This window comes from Saccharospirillum sp., assembly GCF_039982735.1.
GTDB lineage: Bacteria > Pseudomonadota > Gammaproteobacteria > Pseudomonadales > Natronospirillaceae > Saccharospirillum.
The window spans coordinates 732646-759282 of sequence record NZ_JBDWXV010000011.1 but is presented as its reverse complement, the minus strand read 5'-3'; the positions used below and the strand labels follow the sequence as shown (position 1 = coordinate 759282).

The window sequence follows — 26637 nt, the reverse complement described above, 5'->3', positions numbered from 1 at the left end:
CCACTTTGCCGCATCCTGCCCAGGGTTTACCCTGAGGCTGTGATGAAGCACTGAATAGGAATCTCAAATGACCGTTTTACCCGGGCGTGACTGGCCGCGGTCAGTCTCCCTGTCGATCAGAATACTGCTGTCGATTTCCGGTCTGTGTCTGCTGGGTTCTCTGGCCGGCGTGTCCGACTGGCTGGAGTATCATCGCTTTGCCGTTGCCAGCGGAGACCTGTGGCGTCCGCTGACGGCCTGGGTAGCGCAGCTAAACCCCTCCCACTGGCTGGTGAACCAGGGTGGACTGGTGTTATTGGCACTGTTGCTGCCGGGCCAGTGGCAGCGTCAGGATACCCTGGCGTTTGTATGGGTGTGGTTGCTGTGCAGTCTCTGGCTGGCATTCGGACCCTATACCCAATACGCCGGGCTTTCCGGCCTGATGTATGGCTGGCTGATTTGGGGGCTGTGGCGCAGCCCGCATTACAGCGGGCTGGTTCGTTTGGTGGTAGCGCTGGTGCTGGTAGCCAAAGTTGTTACCGAAAACCTGTCCGGGCCTTACACAGGCGGTGCCAGTGGGGTATCGGCCTTTATTCGCGGTGATATCGCCGTGCAGTCGCACCTGGCAGGGCTGATTGCGGGGCTGTTGGCGGTGCTCTCAGCCTGGGGCTGGCGTGTTGCGCGCAATCGCCATTAACGCTTCAGCACCACGGCTCAGTGTACGCCCCTGATGCCAGATCACCCCCAGGTGGCGCGTAAGCTGTAACTGCTCCACTGGCAATACCCTGACGCTTTCATCGATCAGCCGTGGTGGCAGCAAACTCCAGCCCAGGCCGCTGGCGACCAGGGCGCGAATGGTTTCCAGATAGTTCACCGCCAGGGTGCGTGACAGCGGCAGGTGGTGCCGCTGGAACGTCTGCTCGATCAGCCGGTAGGTGGTGGTCTGGGCATCCGGCAGAATGGCCCTGAAATGCACCAGTTCATTCAGGCGTATCTTGCCCTTGCGCTGGGTCAGAGGATGATCGGGGCTGACCACAAATTCGAGTTTATCGGTCCACAGGGTTTCCTTGCGCAACTCACGCGGAAGGGTGGAGGGTAGCGTAATAAAGGCCAGTTCCAGATCGCGCCGGGCAATGGCCTGCAGTGTCTGTTCAGATTCCAGAAACTGCACATCCAGATGAGCATCCGGAAACTGATCGGTCAGTGACCGCAAAAGGGGTCCCAGGTAGTGCAGACCAATATGGTGACTGCTGGCAATGCTCAGTTGCCCAACCTGATCGCTGCCAGCCTGGCTAACGGCAAGGCGGGCATCCCGAATATCCTCCAGTATGCGACTCGCCCGGTCGACGAGCAGACGCCCGCTTTCCGTTAGATAAACATCCCGGCCTATCCGGTCGAACAGTTGCACCCCAAGCGATTGCTCAAGATTCGCCACCCGCTTGGAGATGGCCGGCTGAGTCAGAAACAGGCGTTCGGCGGCCCGGCTGAACGAGCCAGTCTCGGCCACGGCCAGAAAGGCTTCCAGGCTGGTGTGATCCATATCTATTCCAATTGGTTATGGAAAATATAAAAATAATAAATTTGTATTATTCATCAGTCTACATAGACTGTGCAGCACAAACAAATACCGTGATAAAAACCAAAAATCACCAGGCGTTGAGGCCTTTGGTTGCACAAGTTTCGGGGTTAAGTTTACCTCACTGGCATTGGTCCGCACCGGATACCGGGTATGCCTCTGTGGGGTCGGCGTAAATCCATCAATGGCGGTCCGACGTCTCGGGCCTAGGCCGCAGCATCCATGCTGCGGACTACCCCACAGAGACACACCCGGTACCCGGTGCTAGTCTTCTGAGCGAATTCCGAAACCAGAGTAAACAGAGGCGTCGAAGGTGGTTTTCCGCAGGAGGGGACGGCATGGCCGGCAAGACCTTGTACGACAAATTATGGGATGCCCATAAAGTATCCGAGCGCGAAGATGGTACGGCGTTGATCTACATCGACCGCCATCTGCTGCATGAAGTGACCTCGCCCCAGGCCTTTGAAGGCTTGCGGCTGGCGGGTCGCAAGCCCTGGCGGCTGGATACCAACCTGGCGACACCGGATCATAACGTCTCTACCGATCTGGCGGAACGCCAGGCCGGAGTGGCGGGTATTCGCGATGAGATTTCGCGTATCCAGGTGACCACGCTTGATGACAACTGCACGGCTTTTGGCGTTCGCGAATTCAGCATGAACGACATCAATCAGGGCATTGTGCATGTGGTTGGGCCGGAGCAGGGCGCGACCTTGCCGGGAATGACCATCGTTTGTGGCGATTCGCATACCTCGACGCACGGGGCCATGGGCTCGCTGGCGTTTGGTATTGGCACCTCGGAAGTGGAGCATGTGCTGGCAACCCAGTGTCTGATTCAGCGCAAGATGAAAAACATGCGCATTCGGGTCGAAGGTGACCTGGCGCCTGGCATTACCGCCAAAGACGTTGTGTTGTACATTATCGGCCAGATCGGCACCGCTGGTGGTACCGGTTATGCCATCGAGTTTGCCGGGTCTGCGTTGCAGTCTCTTTCGATGGAAGGTCGGATGACGGTCTGCAACATGGCGATTGAGGCCGGTGCCCGTGCCGGCATGGTAGCGGTCGATGAGACCACCATCGAGTATTTCAAAGGCCGCCCCTTCGCACCCAAAGCTGAGATGTGGGATCGTGCTGCCGACTACTGGCGCACCCTGGTCAGCGATGATGATGCGACCTTTGATAAAGAAGTCGTATTGCGGGCGGCGGATATTGAGCCACAGGTGTCCTGGGGCACGTCACCGGAAATGGTGGCGGGTGTGAGCGGCAAGGTACCGAACCCGAACAATGTCGCCGATGAAGACAGCCGCAAAGGTATTTTGCGTGCTCTTGAGTACATGGGGCTTCAGGCTGACCAGCCGATCGAATCAATCCAGCTCGACCGGGTGTTTATTGGCTCCTGCACCAATTCACGCATTGAAGATCTAAGGGCCGCTGCGGCTGTAGTGAAAGGTCACAGTGTTGCCAGCAGTGTCAAACAAGCGATGGTTGTGCCCGGCTCCGGCCTGGTGAAGCAACAGGCAGAAGCGGAAGGGCTGGATGCGATTTTCAGAGCGGCTGGTTTCCAGTGGCGCGAACCCGGCTGTTCGATGTGCCTGGCGATGAACGCTGACAAGCTGGGGCAGGGCGAGCATTGCGCCTCGACGTCGAACCGCAACTTTGAGGGCCGTCAGGGCTTTGGTGGTCGTACCCATCTGGTCAGCCCGGCCATGGCCGCTGCGGCCGCCATCAAAGGGCATTTTGTTGATATCCGCACCTGGCAGGAGGGCGCCGCATGAAACCATTTACGACTGTAGCTGGCCTGGTAGCCCCCATGGATCGGAGTAATGTCGATACCGACATGATCATACCCAAGCAGTTTTTGAAGTCGATCAAGCGCAGTGGCTTTGGCCCCAACCTGTTCGATGAAGTGCGCTATCTGGACGAAGGTCAGCCGGGTATGGATAACAGCAAGCGCCCGCTGAATCCCGATTTTGAACTGAACAAGCCGCGCTATGCCGGTGCTCAGGTGTTGCTGGCCCGGAAGAACTTTGGCTGTGGGTCCAGCCGTGAGCATGCCCCCTGGGCGCTTGAGGATTATGGGTTTCGGGCGATCATTGCGCCGAGTTTTGCCGATATCTTCTACAACAACTGCTTCAAGAACGGTTTGCTGCCTATTGTGCTTGCCGATGACATCGTCGATCGGTTGTTTGACGCGGTCGCCAGTACCGAAGGCTACAAGCTGACCATCGACCTTGAAAACCAGCAGGTGGTTACGCCCCAGGGCGATGCCTTTGACTTTGAGGTGAATGCGTTTCGCAAGCACTGCCTGATCAACGGCCTCGATGACATCGGCCTGACGCTGCAGGATGCCGACGCTATTCGCGCCTATGAAACCCGCCGCGAGCAGGAAACCCCCTGGGTATTCGGACACATTCGTTAAGGAAACGACATGACAGCTAACAATAACGCTTCCATTCTTATTTTGCCCGGCGACGGCATCGGGCCTGAAATTGTTACACAGGCCGAACGGGTTCTGAACGCCGTGGCCGAGCGGGAAGGGCTAACGTTGACACTCGATCACGCCCTGGTCGGTGGCGCTGCTATTGAGGCAACAGGAGGGCCGTTGCCGGAAGACACCCTGGCCAAGGCCCGGGCGGCCGATGCCATTTTACTGGGCGCTGTGGGCGGCCCGCAATGGGATAGTCTCGATATGGCGGTCCGCCCCGAGAAAGGGTTACTGGGGCTGCGCTCCGAGCTGGCGCTGTTTGGTAACCTGCGCCCGGCGATTCTGTATCCTCAACTGGCCAGCGCCAGCTCGCTCAAGCCCGAGATCGTTTCCGGGCTCGATATTCTGATCGTGCGCGAACTGACTGGTGGCATCTATTTCGGGCAGCCGCGTGGCGAGTTTGTCAATGATCGTGGCGAGCGTGAAGGCTTCAACACCTATCGCTATAACGAGACTGAAATCCGTCGCATCGGTCGGGTTGCGTTTGAAGCAGCGCGTAAGCGTGGCAAGCGCCTGTGCTCGGTTGATAAGGCCAATGTCCTTGAAGTTACGGTATTGTGGCGCAATATTATGAAGGAACTGTCAGCCGAGTACCCGGATGTAGAGTTGTCGCATATGTACGTCGACAACGCCGCCATGCAGCTGGTGCGGGCGCCGAAGCAGTTTGATGTGATGGTGACCGGCAACATGTTTGGCGATATTTTGTCCGATTGCGCCGCCATGCTGACCGGTTCCATTGGCATGCTACCGTCGGCTTCGCTCGACGCTGACGGCAAGGGCATGTACGAGCCGATTCACGGCAGCGCTCCGGATATCGCCGGCAAGGGCATCGCCAACCCGCTGGCAACAATACTGTCGGTGGCGATGATGTTGCGATACTCGCTCGGCCAAGCTGCGGCTGCCGATGCGATTGAGCGGGCGGTGAGTGATGTGCTCGACCAGGGGCTGCGCACAGCTGATATTGCGGCTACCGGTGAAGCGGCGGTCTCAACAGACGCCATGGGCGATGCCGTTGTCGCGACACTGACAAAGTAATCGTCGCCCGATTCGGACGACCAATGGCCCGGATGAGCCGGGTCTCGCTGAAGCTGCCGACAGGCGGCCAGCGCAAATACAGGTGACGCCAGCGCTGTGAGCGGGGCGTGAACACTGAGAGGAATAGGATGAAAGTCGGTTTTGTAGGTTGGCGTGGCATGGTGGGCTCGGTCCTGATGCAACGCATGCGCGAAGAAAACGATTTTGCAGGCATCGAGCCGGTATTTTTTACTACCAGCCAGGCCGGTCAGGCAGCGCCAGACGTTGGCCAGGGCCCGGCCGTGCTGGAAAAAGCGACGGATATTGATGCACTGGCAGCCTGTGATGTCATCATCACCTGCCAGGGGGGTGATTACACCTCGGAAGTCTATGAACCCTTGCGCAAGACAGGCTGGCAGGGCTATTGGCTGGATGCCGCCTCGACGCTGCGCATGGCCGATGAATCGGTCATCGTGCTCGACCCGGTTAACCGGGATGTGATTGACCGTGCCGTTGATGCCGGTACAAAAACTTTTGTCGGCGGTAACTGCACCGTTAGCCTGATGCTGATGGGGCTGGGCGGCCTGTTCCGTGAAAACCTGATCGAATGGGTGTCACCCATGACCTATCAGGCAGCCTCCGGTTCCGGTGCTCAGCATATGCGCGAACTGCTGCAGCAAATGGGCTCAGTACATAACATTTCAGAGCGGTTCCTGGCTGATCCTGCCTCGGCAATTCTGGAGTTGGACAAGACTGTTTCGGAATTCATTCGAAGCGCCGATTACCCGTGCGATCACTTTGGCGTGCCCCTGGCTGGCAGTCTGATTCCCTGGATCGACTCGGCATTGCCGTCTGGTCAGAGCAAGGAAGAATGGAAAGCCCAGGTGGAAGCCAACAAGATTCTTGGCCGCAGCGATTCGCCAATCCCGATTGATGGACTCTGTGTGCGGGTGGGCGCCATGCGCTCACACAGCCAGGCGATGACGATCAAGCTGCGCAAAGACGTACCACTGAGCGACGTTGAGTCGATTCTGGCCAGTGCCAACGACTGGGTTAAGGTGATCCCGAACGAACGCGAAGCGACCATGCAGGAACTGACCCCGGCCAAAGTCACCGGAACCATGTCAGTGCCGGTAGGGCGCCTTCGCAAGCTGGCCATGGGCGATGATTATCTGGGTGCCTTTACCGTGGGTGACCAGCTGTTGTGGGGGGCTGCAGAGCCGATTCGCCGCATGCTGGCGATTTTGAACCACAAAATCTAGGCGCTGAACGGATGAGCGCGGCGAACTGGGCAAAAGAGGTAATTCGCCGTGTTTTTCTTTTAATTTCAATTGCTTATTTATGACAAAGCGACGTGCCAGCGTCGCTTTTTTGCGTTTGGTCGCTAAAAAAGTGTGACCAAAGCGATAACAAAAAACCCCTTGTGTTGCGAAAAATCCTTTTATCAATAATACTTAGCGTAAGTTTTGAAAGTCCTTTCTAGTTTTCAAAGCCGTTAATTTGGGTGTGCAACAAAAATTGAGAACCAGTTCTCGAATTAAGGCGCCCTGACCATACAATAGCGAACTCCTTTTCAATATATTGGTGCCAAATGTGGTATTGATATCAGGGTTGAGGGAAGGGAAAAGGACGATGTTCAAAAAACAAGCGCTTGTATTTGCTATTTCTGCGCTGGCGTTTACAAATGTAGCGCATGCGCTTGGATTGGGTGATATTGAGCTCAATTCGAACTTGAATGAACCGCTCGATGCGGACATAGAACTCACGCAATTGCGTGGCCTGACTGCGGGTGAAATCATCCCGACCCTGGCCAGCAACGATGCCTTCGTGCGCGCCGGCATCGAGCGCAGTTTCTTCCTGTCCAACATTCAGTTTTCCCTCGAGGAGAACGAGGCGGGTGATCTGATTATCGCGCTGGAGACCCGTCAGCCAGTCCGCGAGCCCTTTCTTAACTTTCTGGTTGAAGTGAACTGGCCCGGTGGCCGGTTGTTGAAAGAGTACACCTTGTTGCTCGACCCTCCGGTATTCGATACGGGTGTGGTTGGCGAATCACTGGTGATCGACCCGGCTGCCCGTCAGGAAACTGCCCCAAGTCGTGAAATCAGCACCACCACAACGGTCTCTCAGAGCAGCCAGGAGACTGCGCCGGTGCCGGTTGAGACCGAACCTCGTGAAGACAACCTGGCTGGTGATGAATACCGCGTACAGCGCAACGACACTCTGTGGGAAATTGCCATGCGGGTGCCGGGACGCGACGGTTACAACATGCAACAGGTCATGCTGGCCTTGCAGGATGTTAACCCCGATGCCTTCCTGAACGACAACATCAATCGCCTGAAGGCCGGCAGCGTGCTGACGTTCCCGACGGCCGAGCAAATGGGCAGTCGCAGCGTTCAGGAAGCTATCCGGGAAGTTGAAAGTCAGAATCAGGGTCGGTCGGCTTCATCCAGGCCCACCACTGCCTCACCGGAAACAACTGAAGTTCAACTGTCTGCGACAGAATCGACCAGTTCTGCGTTGCCTGAACAGGACGGTGAACGCGACCCGGACGGTTACCTTGAAGTGTCGGCCGATGGCGAAGCAGGCACGAGCGCCGGTGGCGAAGCGGTCGATCAGGGTGAACTTGAGCGGCTCGAGAATGAACTGGCCATTGCCGGTGAATTGAACGACCAGTTTGAACGTGAGCGCAGTGAGCTGCAGAGCCGGGTTGCCGAGCTCGAAGAGCAGCTCGCCATCATGGAGCGGATGATCAATCTGCAAAGTGGTGATGCAGCGGCTTTCCAGGCAGAGCTTGCAGAGCAGGCAGATGAAGCGGCCGCGAACGAACAGAACGAGTCGGCAATGCCACCCGCTACGGGTGATGCAACAACCGACGGCCCGGATGACAGCACGGCAGCGCCCGTTGATCAGGGCGACGCTACTGAGCCCGCTGAAACAGAACCAGAAGCTGTAGCAGAACCAGAGCCTCAGCCAGAACCTGAACCGCAACCTGTAGTGCCACCCGCGCCCGAGCCTGGTGTAATGGGGTTTCTACAGCCGGCGATTAACTGGGTAACCTCAAGTGTTGCCAATATGGTCGCGGCAGCGGCGGGCCTGATGGTTATTCTGCTGTTGCCCTTTTATCTGCGCAGCCGCCGTAACAAGAACGAAGAAGAAAACCTGGTTGACCTCGACGATGCCGATACGGCCGATGTTGACCCGGGCTTCGACGAAAACTTCGACGACGACATGATCGACAGTTTCGATGCCGAAGACGATTTCGAAGACCTCGCCACTGATGACAGTGACGCCACCAGCGATGCGGTCATGGAAGCTGAAATGTACATGGCCTATCAGAAATACGATCAGGCTGAAGAGAAGCTGAAGTCGGCCTTTGCCGAGCAGCCGAACCGATCTGATATTGGCCTGAAGCTGCTTGAGGTTTATGCAGAAACCGGAAACAGTTCGGCGTTTTCTGAACTGGAGAGCAAGCTAAGCTTGTCGGCAGACCAAAAAGCCCAGGCGGATGAGTATCGTAACCGGATGCCGCTGCTGGGTTCTAACGAGTCGATGGGCTCAGAGTTGGACGATGACGATCTGGATTTTGGGAACTTCAGCGCGGACAGTGAAGACCTGACTTCCCTGGACGACCTGGAAGACAAGCCCGGTTCCAACGACATTGATTACTCGACCAGTATTGATGACCGTGAGTCATCGGGCCAGTCGTCCGATTCGAGTCTGACACTCGATTCTCCGGGCAGCGAAGCCAGTACTGATCTGGATTTCAGCCTCGATCTCGATGATCTTGAATTGCCGGAAGGCGACGACGATGAAGGCCTGGATTTCGACTTGCAAGAGCTGGGGCTGGACGACGAAGAGCCTGCAGCAGAGCAAGCAAAACCTGCGTCTTCCGAGCTGGATTTTGATTTCGACGAGTCTGACGATGGCGAGCTGTCTTCTGATCTGGATTTCAGCCTGGATGAAACGTCGCTCGATCCGGAACCGGAATTGCCGAAGCTGGACAGTGAAGACGACCTTGATTTCGATGCTGAGCTTGCTTCGCTTGACGGCGACGATGATGCACTCGAATCGGCTGAGCCAGACGAGTTGCCCACTGACGACAGCCTGAGCCTGGATAGCGATGAGGCCGACGATCTGTCCGTAGACCTGGCGGAAGATTCCGATCCGTTGCAGGATCTTGCAGACGCTTTGCCGGGTGAATCCGAGCTCGATGACGACGAGTTCGATTTCCTGTCAGGCAACGACGAAGCCAGTACCAAACTTGATCTGGCCCGGGCTTACATTGAAATGGACGACAAGGATGGCGCACGTGACATCCTGGAAGAAGTCACTCATGAAGGCACCGATGAGCAAAAACGTCTGGCCAAGGAATTGATGGATCAGCTCTGATCCTCAGCCTGGTCGGGTCTTTCAAACCGACCCGAATGCTGTAAACTGCGCCGCTCCCTGAGCGGCGTTTTTTTGGACTCATGACAGAAGCATTTCCCTTTTTAAAATCCGGGCACCGTTATCGGGTAGCCATGTGCGTGGAGTACCGGGGCACTGAATATTACGGCTGGCAGATCCAGAAGACCGGAGTGCGAACCGTTCAGGCTGAACTCACCAAAGCCATTTCCAAAGTGGCCAATGAGCCGGTTGATCTTATTGTCGCCGGTCGCACCGATGCCGGCGTTCATGCCAGCAATCAGGTTCTGCATTTCGATACCGCCAGCTACCGCAAAGCCTATGGCTGGACGTCGGGCGTCAATACGGAGCTGCCCAACGACATCAGTGTGCAGTGGACTCAGGCCGTGGATATCGATTTTCACGCTCGCTTCTCGGCACGCGAACGCGCATATCGTTACATTGTCTATAACGCCCCAATGCCCAGCGGTATTCTGCGCGATGGCATGACCTGGGAACGCCGTGATCTGAACCTCGAACGCATGCAGGCGGCGGCCAATCTGTTGCTGGGCGAGCATGACTTTTCCTCTTTTCGAGCGGCCAATTGCCAGGCGCACTCACCCGTAAAAGACGTTCGCGAACTCAGGCTGGTGCGCCAGGGCCGGCTGATCGTGTTGCAGGCGCGCGCTAACGGTTTCTTGTACCACATGGTGCGCAACATCATGGGCGTGCTGATGGCCATTGGTCGTGGCGACAAGCCGGTCGAATGGGCTCTCGAGGTGCTGGAAGGCCGCGACCGGAACCGGGGAGGCATCACCGCACCAGCAGCCGGCTTGTATTTTGTGCGGGCCCGCTACGAGCGCGGCGATTTGCCCGAGCGCGAAGCCGGGCCTGCCATTCTGGACGGGTTTGCCGGCCTGACAGAGGTTTAATCCCGAAAGGCGCGTAATACCGCCACTCTTTGTCACCAAGGGCATTGGGACTGGCCCCCGGCTTTGGTAAACTGGTATTGATACTTTCAGGAACGGACCATGAGCCCGGAAAACACGCCTCACGCAGGGTTGCACCCGCGGACCCGAATCAAATATTGCGGCATGACGCGCCAGAGCGATGTTGAATTTGCCGATCGGCTGGGCGTCGACGCCATCGGGCTGGTGTTTTATCCACCAAGCCCTCGAGCCGTTACGCCCGAACAAGCAGCCCCCCTGGCCAAAGCGGCTGGTGTTTTTTGCAGCCGGGTAGGGCTCTTTGTTAACCCCAGCGAAGCGGAGGTTCGGGAGACCCTGGGCCTGGTATCGCTCGATGTACTCCAATTTCACGGTGACGAATCCCCTGATTTCTGTGCCAGCTTTGACCGCCCCTGGATCAAGGCGCTGCGCGTTCGGGATTCCGAATCGCTCGCGCAGGCACTAGACCAATACCAGGGCGCAGATGGCTGGATTCTGGATGCCTACAAAGCCGGTGTTCCGGGTGGAACCGGTGAAACCTTTCAATGGACACTCATCCCAGAACGATGGCGACGCCGTATAGTCTTGGCCGGGGGGCTCACGCCGGCCAATGTGAATGAGGCGGTCTGTGCGATCAGACCGCAGGGCGTAGACGTCAGTGGCGGAATCGAGGCCGGAAAAGGCCTGAAATCGCCCGACAAGATGACTGAATTTATGCGCCAGGTAACCCTGGCCGATGCAGGAAGATAATACCGATGACAACGATTACCGAAGACTACCACGCTCATCCGGACGCGACCGGGCACTTTGGCCCATATGGCGGGCGTTTTGCTTCAGAAACCCTGATGGACGCGCTCGATGAGCTGTCGGCCATGTACACCAAGCTGAAAGACGACCCCGATTTTCGTCAGCAGTTCGATAAAGACCTGGCTCAATACGTAGGCCGCCCCTCACCCCTGTATCTGGCGGAACGTCTGACCAAAAACTGGGGCGGCGCCGACATTTACCTGAAACGTGAAGATCTGAACCACACCGGCGCACACAAGATCAATAACACCATTGGCCAGGCACTGCTGGCAAAATACAGTGGCAAGCCCCGGGTGATTGCTGAAACCGGGGCCGGTCAGCACGGCGTTGCAACCGCCACGGTCGCCGCGAGGCTGGGGCTGAAATGCGTGGTTTACATGGGGGCTGAAGACGTAGAGCGCCAAAAGCTGAATGTGTACCGCATGCGGTTGTTGGGTGCGGAGGTGGTGTCGGTAACCTCGGGGTCACGCACCCTGAAAGATGCGATGAACGAAGCCATGCGTGACTGGGTGACCAATGTTGATGACACTTATTACATCATTGGCACGGTCGCTGGTCCACACCCCTATCCGACGCTGGTGCGTGATTTCAATGCCATTATCGGCCGTGAAGCACGCCGGCAGATACTGGAGCAAACCGGTGAACTGCCGGATGCCCTGGTTGCCTGTGTCGGCGGCGGCTCGAATGCCATTGGCCTGTTCTGGGAGTTTCTGAACGACGAGGGTGTTGAGATCTACGGTGTGGAAGCCGGCGGGCACGGGCTCGACGGTGATGATCACGCGGCACCGCTGAGCAAGGGCCGCCCGGGCGTGTTGCATGGCAACCGCACCTACATCATGGCCAACGACGACGGCCAGATCAGCGCGACCCATTCCGTGTCGGCCGGCCTCGACTACCCCGGTGTTGGGCCCGAGCATGCCTGGTTGAAAGATTCGAACCGGGCAAAATACGTGGCCATTACCGATGATGAAGCGCTGGAAGCCTTTCGTGAGCTGACCCGGACAGAAGGCATTATGCCTGCGCTTGAAAGCGCTCACGCGGTTGCCTATGCCAAGAAACTGGCCAAGCAACTGGGCAAGGGCAAGCGTATCATCGTGAATCTGTCTGGCCGGGGTGACAAAGATGTTCACACCGTGGCGGCACTGGATGGTTTGTCAATTTAAGGATCGGTGAAGGGCCCTGATAGCAGGGCCCGTATCCGCTATCCCATCAAGGAATTGTTATGAGTCGTATTGCTGCTACCTTTGAGCGCCTGAAATCCGAGGGTCGCAAGGCCCTGATTCCCTTTGTAACCGCCGGTGACCCGCGCCCGGATGTCACGTTGCCGCTGATGCATGCGCTGGTGGAGCAGGGGGCCAATATCATTGAACTGGGTATGCCGTTCTCCGACCCCATGGCCGATGGCCCGGCGATTCAGCGCGCCAATGAACGGGCTCTGGCCAATGGCATGTCGCTGCGCAAAACCCTCGACATTGTCGCTGAATTTCGCAAAACCAATCAGGACACGCCCGTGGTATTGATGGGCTACCTGAACCCGGTTGAGTGGATGGGCTACGAGACCTTTGTAAACGCCGCGCACAAGGCCGGTGTTGATGGTTTGTTGATGGTTGATATGCCACCGGAAGAGGGTGGCGGTATCGTAGACTATGCGCAGGCCGTTGGTCTGGATCTGATCTACCTGGTTACACCCACGACAACCAACGAGCGTTTCGAGATTATTTGCAAACGCAGTACTGGCTGGATCTACTATGTTTCACTGAAAGGCATTACCGGGGCCAATACCCTGAACGTCGATGACGTGGCAGAGCGTATGCGCTGGATTGAGCAACACACGGACATACCGGTGTGCGTTGGCTTTGGTATTCGGGACGGTGAAACGGCGGCCCGGGTGGCCAGCGTTTGCAGCGGCGTCATTGTGGGTTCGGTGCTGGTGAATGCGATTGAGAAGCTGGAATCTGAATCAGCCATTGAAATTTCGTCACAAGTGTCTAAGTTGTTGGGTGATATGCGCACCGCCATGGATCGCGCATAATACTTAATTCGAACATCGAATGATGAGGAAGCGATGAGTAGCTGGCTGGACAAAATTGTACCGTCACTGATTCGGTCGGGCGCGAGTCAACGCTCCAGCGTACCCGAAGGTCTCTGGAAGAAATGCCCCAAGTGCAGCGCCGTACTGTACCGTCCGGAGCTGGAGCGCAATCAGGACGTCTGTCCCAAGTGTGAACATCACATGCGCATCGGCGCCCGGCGCCGCATTGACCTGTTTCTCGATGAAGAAGGCCGTGAAGAGTTCGCGACGGATGTGATGCCACGTGACCGGCTCAAGTTCCGTGACGGCAAACGCTACAAAGACCGGCTGACGGCTGCGCAAAAGGCCACCGGTGAAAACGACGCCATGGTTACCGTTAAAGGGACTCTGGAAGGTTTGCCGGTAGTGGTGGCTGCCTTTGATTTTAATTTCATGGGTGGCTCTATGGGGGCTGTTGTAGGCGAAAAGTTTGCCCAGGCGGCGACGGTTGCACTCGAAGAGCGTCGCCCACTGATCTGTTTTGCCACCTCGGGCGGGGCGCGCATGCAGGAAGCCCTGTTTTCGCTGATGCAAATGGCCAAAACCAGTGCCGCTATCGAAAAGCTTCGTGAAGCCGGTGTGCCGTACATTTCTGTCATGCTTGACCCCTGTTTTGGTGGTGTGTCTGCGTCGCTGGCCTTGCTGGGCGATGTCAATATCGCTGAACCGAACGCTCTGATCGGTTTTGCAGGACCCCGCGTTATTGAGCAAACCGTGCGTGAACAATTGCCGGAAGGCTTTCAACGCAGTGAGTTTCTGCTGGAAAAAGGCGCCATCGATATGATTTTGCATCGCCACGAACAGCGCGATCGACTGGCTGGCCTGCTGAAAAAACTCACCCATGCGTCCGCAGCCTGACGCAACACTCGACGACTGGCTGAGCTACCTCGAACACCTGCACAGCCAGGCCATCGACATGGGACTCGACCGCCTCCGGGCGGTCGCGTCACGTCTGGACCTGCCCCTGGCGTCAGCCGGGCGCACGCGGCCATTCGTGTTCACCGTAGCCGGTACCAATGGCAAGGGGTCCACTTGTGACGCCCTGCGCCAGATGAGTCTACTCGCGGGTTGCCGGGTTGGGCTCTACACCTCGCCGCACCTGCACCGTTTCAACGAGCGCGTACAAATAGATTCAACCCCGGTAAACGATTCATGCCTGATAGCGGCTTTCGAGCAGGTTGAGCTGGCCCGGGGCGACGTCACACTGACCTATTTCGAATTCACCACCCTCGCAGCCTTTGTGGTATTCCAGGCTGCCGATCTGGATGTTTGGGTGCTGGAAGTGGGGCTGGGTGGGCGATTGGACGCGGTAAACCTGGTGGATCCGAATGTCGCCATCGTTACCACGGTTGATCTGGATCATGCGGCCTTTCTGGGCACCGATCGCAATCAGATCGGCATCGAGAAAGCCGGAATCTTCCGCCCTGGTGTCGATGCCGTTCTGGGCAGTGATGACTTGCCGCCAACCGTGGTGGCTTGTGCCGAGGCACTGATGGCCCCCGTCTCATCGCTTGGCCAAACCCACGGTGCCAACGACGCAGAGCTATGGTGGACCGATGCCGATGGCAAGCACAGCTTGGAAGCGACCGGGCTGACGACCACAGTACCGCCGGACAATCTGGTGACAGCGCGCCGGGCCTTTGCGCATTCGCCATTCAGGCTGAGTGATGACCAGACGCTGGCAGCGTTTAATGCCGTGGTTCCGGCGGGCCGCATGCAGAGGATTCACAGAGACGGATGTGACTGGGTGCTGGACGTTGGTCACAATCCCCATGCGGCGCGTTACCTGGCACGCCGGCTGGGTGATCGTCGCTGGCATGTGTTGCTGGGCATGTTGGAAGACAAAGACGTTGAGGCGGTCACCCGGGCACTGGCACCATTGGCATACAGTTGGTCACTGGTGACGCTCTCGGTGCCACGCGGGCTAACCGCCGCAGAACTGAACGCCAGGGCGACAGTCAGCCCGGCCCGGTGCTATGATTCCGTTGCCGCAGCGGTGGCGGCTGCGCCGGAAGATGCACAGGGGTTACCGATACTGGTGTGCGGCTCCTTTTTTACCGTCGCCGATGCCTTGAGTCTTTTGTCGCAATAACCGGGGGCAGGCGGCGTCTGGTTCATTGCAGTGTCTATTGGAGCAAGGTTTGGACGTTCGAATTCAACAGCGCCTGGTCGGGGCGCTGGTCATACTGGCACTGGTGTTTCTGATTGCTCCGGTCGTACTCGACGGAGATGGCCGCATCCCGGAAAAAATCACACAGATTCCCCCCAAGCCCAAGCGGCCGGATGTCTCGCATATCCGGGTGGCGGAACCGGCAGCCGATGTTTTGCCGGCACTGCCGGACCCGCCACAAGCCCAGGCGGAGCAGGATGACGCCAGCCCGGAACCGGCCAATACCAGCCCGGAACCGGCCGAGACGGCACAGGTCGACCCTGAGCCGGCGGCTGCGACCGCCGAGTCTTCGCCAGAGACCCCAAGTGGGCGCGCCTGGAGCGTCCAGGTGGCCAGCTTTCGTGACAGTGCCAAAGCCGCTGAATTAAGAGACCAGTTACGTGAGCAGGATTACGACACCTATGTGAATGAGGTGTTGTTGTCCGACGGTTCAATCTTTACCCAGGTACTGGTTGGGCCCGACGGCGATCTGGAGCGGGTGCGACAGCTACAGCAAACCATACTGGATCAGACCGGGCTGCAAGGGCTGGTGGTGCGCTTTCAGCCATGACGGCCAGTGCCCAGGGGGAGTTGCTTAGAGGCTCCCTAGGTAACTGGCGCGGTTCACAATCGAAGCGGGTCTGTTAGAATGCCCGCGATTTCGAAATAGGATCACTATGACAGCCATCGACTGGACCATTCTGGTCATTCTTATCGTTTCGTCCCTGATCAGTCTGAAGCGCGGCTTTACCAGGGAAGCGTTGTCGCTGGCAACCTGGATAGTAGCGCTGGTTATTGCGCGCCTGTTCAGTGACAAGTTAGCGGTCGTTCTGGCCGGGCTGATTCAATCTGATGCCTGGCGCTACACGGCTGCATTCGCCATCCTCTTTGTCGCCACACTGGTCGTTGGCGCCCTGATCAACCATTTGCTCGGCGAATTCGTTCGCATGACCGGCCTGACCGGTACCGACCGGGTGCTGGGCATGGTGTTTGGCCTGTTGCGCGGGCTGGTCGTCGTGGTTGCCTTGCTGGCACTGGGGCGGTTGTTTGCACTCGATCAATTCTGGCAGAACTCGCTGCTGGTACCTTTCTTTGAACCGGTGATCAGTTGGACCGGTGAATACATCAACAAAGCATCCAATGCCATTCTGTCGGTCGGAGGTGAGTAAGCCATGTGCGGTATAGTGGGCATCGTTAGTGATTCTGCCGTTAATCAACAGCTGTACGATGCCTTAACGGTATTGCAGCACCGGGGGCAGGATGCCGCAGGTATCGTAACCGAAGACGCGGGGCGGTTTTACTTGCGCAAGAGTAATGGCCTGGTGCGCGATGTGTTTCGCACCAACCACATGCAGCGTTTGACGGGTAACATAGGCATTGGCCATGTTCGCTACCCGACAGCCGGGTCGTCCAGCACGGCGGAGAGTCAGCCGTTTTACGTCAATTCACCCTACGGCATTGTGCTGGCCCACAATGGTAATCTGACCAATTCGAGTGAGTTGAACAAGGCGCTGTACCAGTCTGATCTGCGCCATGTGAACACCACTTCAGACTCTGAAGTATTGCTCAACGTGTTTGCGCACGAGCTGCAACTTCAGGGCAAGCTGCAACCGGGCGCCGATGATATCTTTGCGGCGGTAGCGGCGGTACATCGCCGTTGCCGGGGTGGCTATGCGGCGATCGCCATGATCTCCGGTTATGGCATGGTTGCTTTTCGCGACCCCTTTGGCATTCGACCGCTGGTGATCGGGGAACGTACCAGCGACAATGGTCGTACCGAGTATATGATCGCCTCCGAAAGCGTGGCCCTCGATGTGCTCGGTTATAAACTGATGCGGGATGTTCACCCCGGTGAGGCGGTTTATATTGACCCTCAGGGGCAATTGCACACGCGCCAGTGCGCCGATCATCCGCAATTATCGCCGTGCATGTTCGAGTTTGTGTATTTTGCCCGGCCAGACTCCATCATCGACGGTATTTCTGTCTACAAGGCTCGGTTGCGCATGGGCGACGCCCTGGCCGACAAGATCACCCGAGACTGGCCGGACCACGACATTGACGTGGTTATTCCCATTCCCGATACCAGCCGCACCAGTGCGCTGCAACTGGCCAACCGGCTTGGTGTGCACTACCGGGAAGGTTTCATGAAGAACCGCTACATTGGCCGAACCTTCATCATGCCGGGCCAGAAGCAGCGCCAGAAATCGGTTCGCCAAAAACTCAATGCCATTGGCCTGGAGTTCAAGGGCAAGAACGTATTACTGGTCGACGACTCCATCGTGCGCGGTACGACGTGCAACGAAATCATCGAGATGGCTCGCGATGCCGGCGCCAAGAAGGTGTATTTCGCGTCGGCCGCGCCCGAAGTGCGTTACCCCAATGTCTATGGGATCGACATGCCTGCCGCCCATGAGCTGATTGCTCACGGTCGCGACAACGAAGAGATTCGCCAGATGATCGGTGCTGACAAACTGATTTATCAGGAACTTGAAGATTTGCGCCAGGCCGTGCAATCTCACAAGGCCGATGTGCGTGCCTTCGATTGTTCGGTCTTCAACGGACAATACGTGACCGGTGACATCGACGGCGATTATCTGGCGGCTTTGGAGGCCCTGCGCAATGATGCCTCGCAGGGAGAGCGGCGCAGTACTGATGATGAAACGCCCATGGTTGATCTGCACAACGACAACTGATCAGCCGATTAGCCGTCGCTTCTGGCAGGGAGGCGCCGGCCGTTTAGCCCAACGAAGCCCAATCGTTTAGATTACCAGGAACCGAGATGAACAAATTGCGTGAAGATGCTGTCAACCAGGCCCGGCCCGCGACGCAAGCGGTGCGAGGCGGCTACCGGCATACCGCTGAGATGGAGCACTCCGAAGCGCTGTTCATGACATCGTCTTATGTATTCGACAGCGCCGCCGACGCGGCCGCTACCTTTTCGGGTGATCAGGAAGGTAATGTCTACTCACGGTATACCAATCCGACGGTTCAGGCATTCGAAGCGCGACTTGCGTTGCTGGAAGGCGGTGAAGCTTGCGCCGCCACCAGTTCGGGCATGGCGGCAATCTTTAGCGTATGCATGGCCTTTCTGAAAAGCGGGGATCACCTGATCTCGTCGCGCAGCATTTTTGGCTCTACCAACGTGGTATTCAACCGCTATCTGGAGCGCTTTGGCGTGACCACTACCTATGTGGACCCCAAGGACGTCAGCGCCTGGCAGGCTGCGATACAGCCTAATACCCGGCTGATGTTTCTGGAAACGCCATCCAACCCTTTGTCTGAAGTGACCGATCTGGAAGCGGTGTCGGCGATTGCACGTGAAGCCAATGCGTTGCTGGTGGTCGACAATTGTTTCTGTACGCCGGCCTTGCAGCGGCCCCTGGAACAGGGCGCCGACATTGTCATTCACTCGGCGACCAAGTTTATTGATGGACAGGGTCGCGCACTGGGTGGTGCCGTGGTGGGTCGTGAAGAGCAAATCAACGAGATTGTCGGGTTCCTGCGCAGTGCAGGCCCAAGCATGAGCCCGTTCAATGCCTGGATCTTCCTGAAAGGTCTGGAAACACTCGATCTACGTATGAAACAGCATTGCGCCAATGCGCAGGCTCTGGCCGAATGGCTGGAACAACAGCCGGCAGTGACCAAAGTACATTACCTCGGGTTGCCATCGCATCCACAACACGACCTGGCCAAACGTCAGCAATCCGGTTTTGGCGGCGTGCTCAGCTTTGTGGTTAAAGGCGGGCAGGAAGCGGCCTGGTCGGTGATTGATGCGACGCGCATTTTGTCGATCACAGCCAATCTGGGCGATACCAAAACCACCATCACCCACCCCTACACCACAACGCATGGCCGGGTGGATGAAGCGACCAAAGAAACGGCTGGAATTGTGCCCGGTCTGATTCGCATCGCGGTTGGACTGGAAGACGTTGAAGACATGAAAGACGATCTGGCTCGCGGTCTCAATGCATTGAGCTGATGCCTTGCTCGGCGGTCAAACTACGGAGTCAGGGTCAACTAAGTGGTATTGGCCCGCAGCGGCTGCCTGGGATGTCCCTGTGGGGTCGGCGTAGATCCATCCATGGAGCCTAGGCCGCAGGATATGAATCCCCTCCATGGGATTCACCCTTCGGGCTCGCTGCGCTCGTGCTAAAACGCTCCTGGCGTTTTAGTCCCTGCTGCGGACTACCCCACAGTGACACCCCAGGCAACCGCTGCTCGTCAATTCTGCAAACGCTATACTGAGAACTCGATAACTTAATAAAAGGAACGCGCTGCATGACCGATATCGCCACGGTAACCCAACAATTGCTGGCACAGGCTGGCAAGGTTGTGTCCGGCAAGGACGAGGTTGTGCGGCTGGCCTGGGTGGCGATTCTGAGCGATGGCCATGTGTTGCTCGAAGACCTGCCTGGCGTTGGCAAGACGTCGCTGGCGCAGACACTGGGTCGTCTGTTGTCGCTGGATTATCAGCGGGTTCAGTTTACCTCGGATCTGCTGCCGGCCGATGTGATCGGCGCTCAGGTTTATCGGCGGGACGAAGAGGCCTTTCAGTTTTATCCGGGTCCTGTCTTTACCCAGTTGTTGCTGGCTGACGAGCTGAACCGGGCGACGCCCAAGGCGCAAAGTGCCTTGCTGGAAGCAATGGAAGAAGGCCAGGTCAGTTCAGACGGGGTGACCCATGCCTTGCCGGTGCCTTTCCATGTAATCGCCACCCAGAATCCGCAAAGTCAGGCCGGAACCTATCCCTTACCGGAGTCTCAACTTGACCGGTTTTTCATGCGGTTGAGCCTGGGGTACCCCGACCTGGAGTCGGAAAAAGGTCTGCTCAGTGGAACCAGGGGACGTTCGCTACTGGCCGAACTTAAACCGGTGCTGACGGCTGATCAGTTACAGGCACTTAAAGCTGAGGTTGAAACAGTCAAGGTATCGGATGCCGTATTGAGCTATGTGATGCGGCTGGTGCACAGCTCGCGTGAATCTGGCCTGTGCCGCCTGGGCTTGTCGCCGCGGGGTGCGTTGGCGCTGATGACGGCTGCGCGCGCTATGGCACTGGTGGAAGGGCGTCGCTATGTGATGCCGGATGATGTGCAACGCGTCTTTCCTGCCGTGGCCGGGCACCGGATACAAGGACAGCGTGAACACGATACGGCCGTACTGGTGCAGCAACTGCTGGACGAAGTGGATGTCATTGCAGCCTGAGGCGATGCTCTGATGCGCTGGCCAGCTCCCGTGCAGCGTCGCCTGGACGCCTGGGTGAGCAGACGATTGCCACCAAGCCGACAGGTGACCCTGAACCAGTCCCGAATTTTTATTGTGCCCACGCGCCAGGGCCTGCTGATGCTTGGATTGGCCGTAGTAGTGCTGTTGCTGGCGATCAATTTCGAAAGTTCACTGAATTACGCGCTCGGTTTCTGGCTTGTGGCGATGCTTTGGGCGGCCGTGCATCTGACTTACCGTAACCTATCCGGGCTGGTCGTGCAGGTCGAAACGGGGGGGCTGGTAGAAGCTGGTGAAAACGTAAGCTACTCCCTGATGTTGTCGTCACCCCGGTTACGGTATCGTGGCCCGCTGGAATTTCGCCACGAAGACTGGGGGCAGTTAGGGGTGGAAATGGACGGTCGGGATACGCAGGTTACCCTGAGTCGGCCCACTACTCAGCGCGGGCGCCAGCCCTTGCCGCGGTTCCGGCTGGAGAGCCGTTATCCCTTTGGTCTGGTCGTCGCCTGGTCTCATATTAAGATGGATCTTGATGCCTGGGCCTATCCCGAACCAATCGAACAGCCCCTGCAACCCGTTGGCACCGAGCCGGAAGGTGATGTCAGTAACGACCATTTTGTGCAGGCCGGAACTGAAGATTTTCATTCGTTACGTGAATATCAGGCTGGCGATTCCGTGCACCGGATGCACTGGCCGTCTTTTTCGCGTGATGAACTGGTGGTCAAACATTTTGTGGATTACCAGGCCGCAGACCAGTGGCTGGACTGGCATGCGTTACCGGGCCTGGCGGTTGAAATGCGACTGTCGGCGCTGGCCTGGCATATGCTGCGCTGTCAACAGCAAGACCGGCCCTTCGGATTGCGCCTGCCGGGCTTTGAGATAGAGCCGGACAAAGGCCAGCGGCACCTGGAACGCTGTCGCCGCGCCCTGGCTGAATTTGGAGAGCCAACATGACCCAGTACGTACCCATCATGCACCGCGTTATGCCGTTGTCGGTATTGTGGGTGCTGTTGCTGGTGCAGGGCGTGATGGTGGTGCCGTTTTTGTTCTACCTGCCACTCTGGCTGGGTGTGGTCTTTGTGCTGGTGCTGATTTGGCGCTGGCGAGTGACGCATGGGGACGTGCGCAAAGCGCCACGCAGCCTGATTATTCTGGCCATTCTGGTCGGTATTGGTGGGCTCCTGTTGAGTGGGCTCAGAGCCTATAATCTGGACAGCGCCGTAGCGCTTTGTGTGCTCGGGTATTTGCTCAAGTCACTGGAGGTCATGCGTCGTCGCGACGGCATCTTTCAGGCCTATCTCGGGTATTTTCTGACCGGGATTTTTCTGTTGTACAACTACACGCCGGTTGGGGCGCTGGTCGCCATTGTGATGGTATTGGCCAATACACTCGCCCTGCACGCGGTGACAGCAGATCAGACATTCCGCTGGAAGCGCGGCACCAAAATGAGCCTGGCACTGATGGTGGCCGCGGTGCCCATCATGATTGCCGGTTTTCTTTTTTTCCCCAGGTTGCCCCCGTTGTGGTCCATTCCCAACGATGAGCGGGGTGCTCAGACTGGCATGTCAGACGAAGTTGACCCGGGCAGCGTGGCGTCCCTGGCCCAGAGTACCGAACCGGCGTTCCGGGTTCAGTTCGAGGGTGACTCGCCTCCACGCCAACAATGGTATTGGCGGGGCACGACACTGGGCGACTTTGATGGCCGGGTCTGGCGTGCCCGGTTTCGTGATCGAAATCGCTTTCAGTGGCCGCGAGGTCAGTTACCCTTGGCGCAGCCTGGGGCTGAACAGTTTGAGTATTCCGTGCTGCTGGAGGCAACCCAACAACACTGGCTGTATTTTCTGGATTGGCCGACGCAGGTGCGCGGGCAGGACGCTTACGTGTTACCCGATGGCCGCGCTGCCCGGCGCAACAGCCTAAGCCAGACTTACCGCTACGAGGGGCAGTCTGCTGCGGCCGTTAGCTGGCCGAATGAAACGGCTTTGCAGTGGTATCAGCGTTTGCCGGAGCAGGGTAACGAGGCGTTGCGGCAGTGGGGGCTCGAGCTGCGCCAGACGGCAGGGTCTGATGTGGCCTATATCGATGCGATCTTGGACCACCTTCGCACTGAACCGTTTCGATATACCCTGCAGCCCCCGCTGTATCCATCGGCCGACAGCCTGAGTGATTTCTGGTTCGACGGTCGGCTGGGTTTCTGTTCGCACTATGCCAGTGCCGTCGCTTACCTGGCGCGGGTGGCTGGCATACCGTCACGACTGGTGGGCGGGTATCTGGGCGGAACCTACAATCAGAGCGGTGACTTTATTCAGGTTCGGCAAATGGAAGCCCATGCCTGGGTGGAACTCTGGCTGAATGACCAGTGGCAGCGGGTAGACCCGACCGCAGCAGTAGCACCCGGGCGTATCGACCTGAACCTCGATGACTGGCTCAGTGAGGACAATCCGTCCGACCTGCCGTTTGGGGCTCGATTTGGCCGAAATTTGGGGCCATTTAATGACCTGCGATTCTGGTGGGATTCCGTCCAGTATCAATGGCAGGTCTCGATTCTGAATTATCAACAGAGTAATGCCCTTGGCTTGCTTGAAGCCCGTTTCGGGCGCATTAACCCCTGGCACGCGGCGGCAGCCATGGCTGTCTTTCTGGGGGTTCTGGGCCTGTTGATGGCCTGGTTTACCGGGCTGCTGAAGTTACCCCGGCGTCAGTCGGAACCCTGGGCCAGTTTGCGCCGGGTTGAACGCCAGTACGGCGACCGTCAGGTGGGCGAGACCGTCAGCGATTTCATGGCTCGACTGGCTTATGAACATCCGGGTCAGCGTGAAGCGCTGGCACGATTGGCACAACTGATAGATACTTTGGCCTATGATCCTCAGGCAATGCTCGATGCGCCACGGCGCCGGGACCTCAAACAGCGAGTTGAGGCCTGCCTGAAGTAATTAGGGCCTTCCACGGGCCTGGGTCTGAACGGATTCCAGGTGGATGTTTGCGTCACCCCCGTATCGATTTCACAACGTTGAATCCTAAATGGCCGATAAAAAAGCAGAAAAACTCGCTGAAATTAAACGCCACTTCGGGCGCCGGGTCATGGACCAGGCCCGGCTGGTTATTCAAACCTGGCAATCGCTGGACGATGTGCTGTGGAACCCCGACTGGCATCAGGAATTTGTGCAGCATTGCACCAAACTGAATACGCTGGCCTCGCGCTATGAGCTTGACGGTCTGGAGCAAACTGCTGCGCAATTGATTGCCAGCCTGGCCGATACCCAGCCCAACAAACCCCCTAACAGTGAACGGCTGCAGGCCCTGAGCGACCATGTTCATTTACTCATTGAGCACAGCGCCCGTCGCAGTGACAGCGACGACGGTCGTCAGTCGCTGGGCGGTCGCAAACCGGTCTATGTGTGTTTTGCGGACCAGGCGCTGTCTCTGGCATTGTGTGAGCAGCTGCAGTTTTTCGGCATCCCGGCCCAGGCCATCGACGACGACGACGCCCTCGATCACGTGATGCACCATCGCCTGCCCGCCGCTCTGATCGTGGGAACCGAATTTGCCGGCGACGGCATTCAGGCCGCACGGGCTGCACAGAACATGTTGAGTACGCCGATTCCAGTCTTCTTTCAGTCTGCAAGCGAACCGGACATCACAATGCGACTGGAAGCCACCCGAGCCAACGCCGTCTATTTTCAGGAAGGTACGCTCGACATCGGTTTGCTGGTTCAGGGGCTTAGCAAGGTCTACAACTTTCGCGCCGAGCGCCCCTACCGAGTGCTGGTGGTGGATGACTCCCGCTCACAGAGCCTCTACACCGAACGTACACTGAATCAGGCTGGCATGATTACCCGGGCGGTAAATGACCCGATGACGGTTCTGGAAGCGTTGCAGGTGTTCAAGCCCGATGCGGTACTGATGGACATGTACATGCCGGGTTGTACCGGTATTGAGGTGGCGCGCATCATTCGCCAGCAACAGGTCTACAACACGCTGCCAATTCTGTATCTCTCGGCCGAGCAGGATGTCGGCAAGCAAATGGATGCGATGGACCAGGGTGGAGATGATTTTCTGACCAAGCCGGTGGCCAGCGATGTGCTGATTGCCACGGTAAGGCACCGCTGCATTCGCCATCGCAGCCTGAAGGACCAGATGATACGCGATAGCCTGACCGGCTTGCTGGATCACAATACCATTCTTGATGCGCTCAAACAGGGCATCGCTGAAACTCAACAGAAACAGCAACCATTGTGTTTTGCGATGATCGATATAGATCACTTCAAGGCCGTTAACGACAATTACGGACACCCGGTGGGTGACCGGATTATCCGGTCACTGGCCCTGTATTTGCGCCAGCGATTCCGGGCAACCGACAGCGTCGGGCGATACGGCGGAGAGGAGTTTGCCCTGGTATTGCCGAATACGCCTCTGGACGATGCAGAACGGTTGCTCAATGAGGTTTGTGCCGGCTTTGCCCGCATTGACCACGAAGCTGGCGGCACGCCACTGAAAACGACCTTCAGTGGCGGGGTTGCGGCTTATCAGGAAGGTATGGATGCGTCCGAACTGAGTCAGGCGGCCGACCAGGCTCTGTACCAGGCCAAACATGACGGACGAAATCGGGTTCGCCGCGCCTGACCAGACCCTCGCAGTAGGGAAAGATGGAGTTCAATGCCAGCTGTAATGCTCGCAGGCAAAGGCAACCGACAGGGTGCGTGGCCCCAGATTGACCCCGCCAGACAGTGACATGGGCGTCACAATGACATGGTTTTTGTGTTCTTTCGCGACGGCCTGCAGGCGCTGGAACTCGGGCAGGGCGGTGATGTCGTCGAGGTGTCCGGCGTAGCTGACGCAGACAAAAGGCGACAGCAAACCGTGTTGAATTTTCTCGGTCGTGTGTTCGAGCAAGGTTTTGATCGCCAGATCATGGCCGCGAATTTTTTTGATCGGGAAGGTTTTGTCGTCCAGTGCCAGCACAATGGGGGCGATGTTGAGCGTGCGGCCCACGATGGCCCCAAGCCAGGAAATGCTGTTGTCGCCTTTGCGACGGGCCCGTTCCCGAAGGTAAAACACATCGGCCGGCACCTGGTAGGCATGTACCCGGGAGCTGAGCCGGTCGACCTTGCGCCGCAACGCCGTGCCATTGACGCCCTTGCGTAACAAGGCGACGGTATGCGCCGCCAGCACACCCTGGCCGGCAAACACCGTGCGGCTGTCCTGTACGCGAATGGAAACTGATTTCTGATTCCTGGCCGCGGTCTTCTGAGCCCGGTTGGCGGCTTCGGTCGCGTGTTCGAAAGTCGGACTCCGGGTGCGGCTGACGGTCTGAATCAGAATTTCCTGATGCCCTTGTTTAATGGCTTTTTCAACCAGGTTCTGAATGGTTTGGGCTGATGTAGGTGCTGTGTCGCTTTCATGGCCTTTATCGAGCACACCGCTTTCATACAACGCAATGGTCTTCTCGGTATTGCGGTAGTCGGGCACTGAATGGCCATCGTACAGAATGGTCGCCGGCAGCACTTTTATGTCGTATTTGTTGAGGAACGACTGAGGCAAATCGCAGGCGGAATCGACAAAGAGGGTGGTGCTCATTAAAAAATTATCTCCGTATACATACTGACATTTCCTATACGCACTATAGTGCCATTGTCATCCTGATACAAAGCCGGTGCACCGTCCTAAACGATTAAGCGTTAGCTGGCCGGTCGTTGCTCAAAAAAATAAGGCGTTTTCTGGAAATAATTAACCCTGTCCGCTGGTACTAAAATTCCGTAACTCTCTTTCAAACGATCCTTGCGAAGAATCGCCTGCATGCTCAAGGCCGGATGGCGGTGGTGGGGTGGTTGCTGGCGCTTAGACCTTTCTTGCGCCGTTGTACCCGCCAATCAGATGGTTGGTAGTTCGCTTTCGACTCAGATTCAAGGTCACTTTGTGGTAATAAACTTTCAAACCAGCCAGGTGATCGCAACGGGCTCACTATATTGACAATTTATTTCTGACAAACATGCTCGAAACAGTGAGGGC

General features: G+C 57.4%; 22 protein-coding genes. 20 read left to right on the top strand and 2 right to left on the bottom strand.

Annotated elements, in window-relative coordinates; genetic code table 11:
- Positions 1-67 precede the first annotated feature (67 nt).
- Complete coding sequence (rrtA, locus tag ABJT94_RS11770) at positions 68-676, top strand: rhombosortase (RefSeq protein ID WP_348475110.1); 609 nt, start codon at positions 68-70, stop codon at positions 674-676.
- On the opposite strand, the gene ABJT94_RS11765 is transcribed toward rrtA, so the two are convergent.
- Positions 638-1519, bottom strand: coding sequence for a LysR family transcriptional regulator (locus ABJT94_RS11765; RefSeq protein ID WP_348475111.1), 882 nt, complete (start codon positions 1517-1519; stop codon positions 638-640). The two genes, rrtA and ABJT94_RS11765, sit on opposite strands and share 39 nt — an antisense overlap.
- Positions 1520-1893: 374 nt before the next feature.
- Between ABJT94_RS11765 and leuC the strand changes: the two genes are divergently transcribed.
- The 19 genes from leuC to ABJT94_RS11670 all read left to right on the top strand — a co-directional run bounded on the left by leuC (position 1894) and on the right by ABJT94_RS11670 (position 25251).
- Positions 1894-3327: a 3-isopropylmalate dehydratase large subunit gene (gene leuC, locus ABJT94_RS11760; protein ID WP_348475112.1), complete on the top strand. Its 1434-nt coding sequence runs from the start codon at positions 1894-1896 to the stop codon at positions 3325-3327.
- Complete coding sequence (gene leuD / locus ABJT94_RS11755) at positions 3324-3971, top strand: 3-isopropylmalate dehydratase small subunit (RefSeq protein ID WP_348475114.1); 648 nt, start codon at positions 3324-3326, stop codon at positions 3969-3971. Before leuC ends, leuD begins: the two co-directional genes overlap by 4 nt.
- 9 nt (positions 3972-3980) lie before the next feature.
- Complete coding sequence (leuB, locus tag ABJT94_RS11750; protein ID WP_348475115.1) at positions 3981-5072, top strand: 3-isopropylmalate dehydrogenase; 1092 nt, start codon at positions 3981-3983, stop codon at positions 5070-5072.
- Between the two features lie 128 nt (positions 5073-5200).
- Positions 5201-6313, top strand: coding sequence for an aspartate-semialdehyde dehydrogenase (gene asd, locus ABJT94_RS11745; protein ID WP_348475117.1), 1113 nt, complete (start codon positions 5201-5203; stop codon positions 6311-6313).
- A gap of 370 nt (positions 6314-6683) precedes the next feature.
- Positions 6684-9440, top strand: a complete 2757-nt coding sequence (locus tag ABJT94_RS11740) for a FimV/HubP family polar landmark protein (protein ID WP_348475118.1) — start codon at positions 6684-6686, stop codon at positions 9438-9440.
- A gap of 80 nt (positions 9441-9520) precedes the next feature.
- Positions 9521-10366: a tRNA pseudouridine(38-40) synthase TruA gene (gene truA / locus ABJT94_RS11735; protein ID WP_348475120.1), complete on the top strand. Its 846-nt coding sequence runs from the start codon at positions 9521-9523 to the stop codon at positions 10364-10366.
- Between the two features lie 99 nt (positions 10367-10465).
- Positions 10466-11131 carry a phosphoribosylanthranilate isomerase gene (locus tag ABJT94_RS11730; RefSeq protein WP_348475121.1) on the top strand — a complete coding sequence of 222 codons (666 nt, stop codon included), beginning with the start codon at positions 10466-10468 and terminating at the stop codon, positions 11129-11131.
- Between the two features lie 5 nt (positions 11132-11136).
- The gene (trpB, locus tag ABJT94_RS11725; protein WP_348475123.1) at positions 11137-12351 is read left to right on the top strand and encodes a tryptophan synthase subunit beta; all 1215 of its coding nucleotides are present in this window, start codon (positions 11137-11139) and stop codon (positions 12349-12351) included.
- A 59-nt stretch (positions 12352-12410) separates the two neighbouring features.
- A complete protein-coding gene (gene trpA, locus ABJT94_RS11720) occupies positions 12411-13220 on the top strand; it encodes a tryptophan synthase subunit alpha (RefSeq protein ID WP_348475125.1) in 810 nt (269 codons plus the stop codon).
- 33 nt (positions 13221-13253) lie between these two features.
- A complete protein-coding gene (gene accD, locus ABJT94_RS11715) occupies positions 13254-14117 on the top strand; it encodes an acetyl-CoA carboxylase, carboxyltransferase subunit beta (RefSeq protein ID WP_348475127.1) in 864 nt (287 codons plus the stop codon).
- Entirely contained in the window at positions 14101-15351 is a 1251-nt protein-coding gene (gene folC, locus ABJT94_RS11710; RefSeq protein WP_348475128.1) for a bifunctional tetrahydrofolate synthase/dihydrofolate synthase, read from the top strand. The genes accD and folC overlap by 17 nt, the downstream gene beginning before the upstream one ends.
- 49 nt (positions 15352-15400) lie before the next feature.
- The gene (locus tag ABJT94_RS11705) at positions 15401-15979 is read left to right on the top strand and encodes an SPOR domain-containing protein (protein ID WP_348475130.1); all 579 of its coding nucleotides are present in this window, start codon (positions 15401-15403) and stop codon (positions 15977-15979) included.
- Positions 15980-16085: 106 nt separating this feature from the next.
- Entirely contained in the window at positions 16086-16577 is a 492-nt protein-coding gene (locus ABJT94_RS11700; protein ID WP_127555488.1) for a CvpA family protein, read from the top strand.
- A 3-nt stretch (positions 16578-16580) separates the two neighbouring features.
- A complete protein-coding gene (purF, locus tag ABJT94_RS11695) occupies positions 16581-18101 on the top strand; it encodes an amidophosphoribosyltransferase (RefSeq protein WP_348475131.1) in 1521 nt (506 codons plus the stop codon).
- A gap of 86 nt (positions 18102-18187) precedes the next feature.
- Positions 18188-19387: an O-succinylhomoserine sulfhydrylase gene (locus tag ABJT94_RS11690; RefSeq protein ID WP_348475132.1), complete on the top strand. Its 1200-nt coding sequence runs from the start codon at positions 18188-18190 to the stop codon at positions 19385-19387.
- 299 nt (positions 19388-19686) lie between these two features.
- Complete coding sequence (locus tag ABJT94_RS11685; protein ID WP_348475133.1) at positions 19687-20610, top strand: MoxR family ATPase; 924 nt, start codon at positions 19687-19689, stop codon at positions 20608-20610.
- 12 nt (positions 20611-20622) lie between these two features.
- Entirely contained in the window at positions 20623-21582 is a 960-nt protein-coding gene (locus tag ABJT94_RS11680) for a DUF58 domain-containing protein (RefSeq protein ID WP_348475134.1), read from the top strand.
- Positions 21579-23561, top strand: coding sequence for a DUF3488 and transglutaminase-like domain-containing protein (locus tag ABJT94_RS11675; RefSeq protein ID WP_348475135.1), 1983 nt, complete (start codon positions 21579-21581; stop codon positions 23559-23561). The genes ABJT94_RS11680 and ABJT94_RS11675 overlap by 4 nt, the downstream gene beginning before the upstream one ends.
- An 88-nt stretch (positions 23562-23649) precedes the next feature.
- Positions 23650-25251 (top strand): diguanylate cyclase, encoded by a 1602-nt coding sequence (locus tag ABJT94_RS11670; protein ID WP_348475137.1) that lies wholly within the window; start codon positions 23650-23652, stop codon positions 25249-25251.
- A 30-nt stretch (positions 25252-25281) separates the two neighbouring features.
- Here the strand turns inward: ABJT94_RS11670 and ABJT94_RS11665 are convergent, their stop codons facing one another.
- Positions 25282-26205, bottom strand: coding sequence for a DegV family protein (locus ABJT94_RS11665; RefSeq protein ID WP_348475139.1), 924 nt, complete (start codon positions 26203-26205; stop codon positions 25282-25284).
- Between the last annotated feature and the right edge of the window lie 432 nt (positions 26206-26637).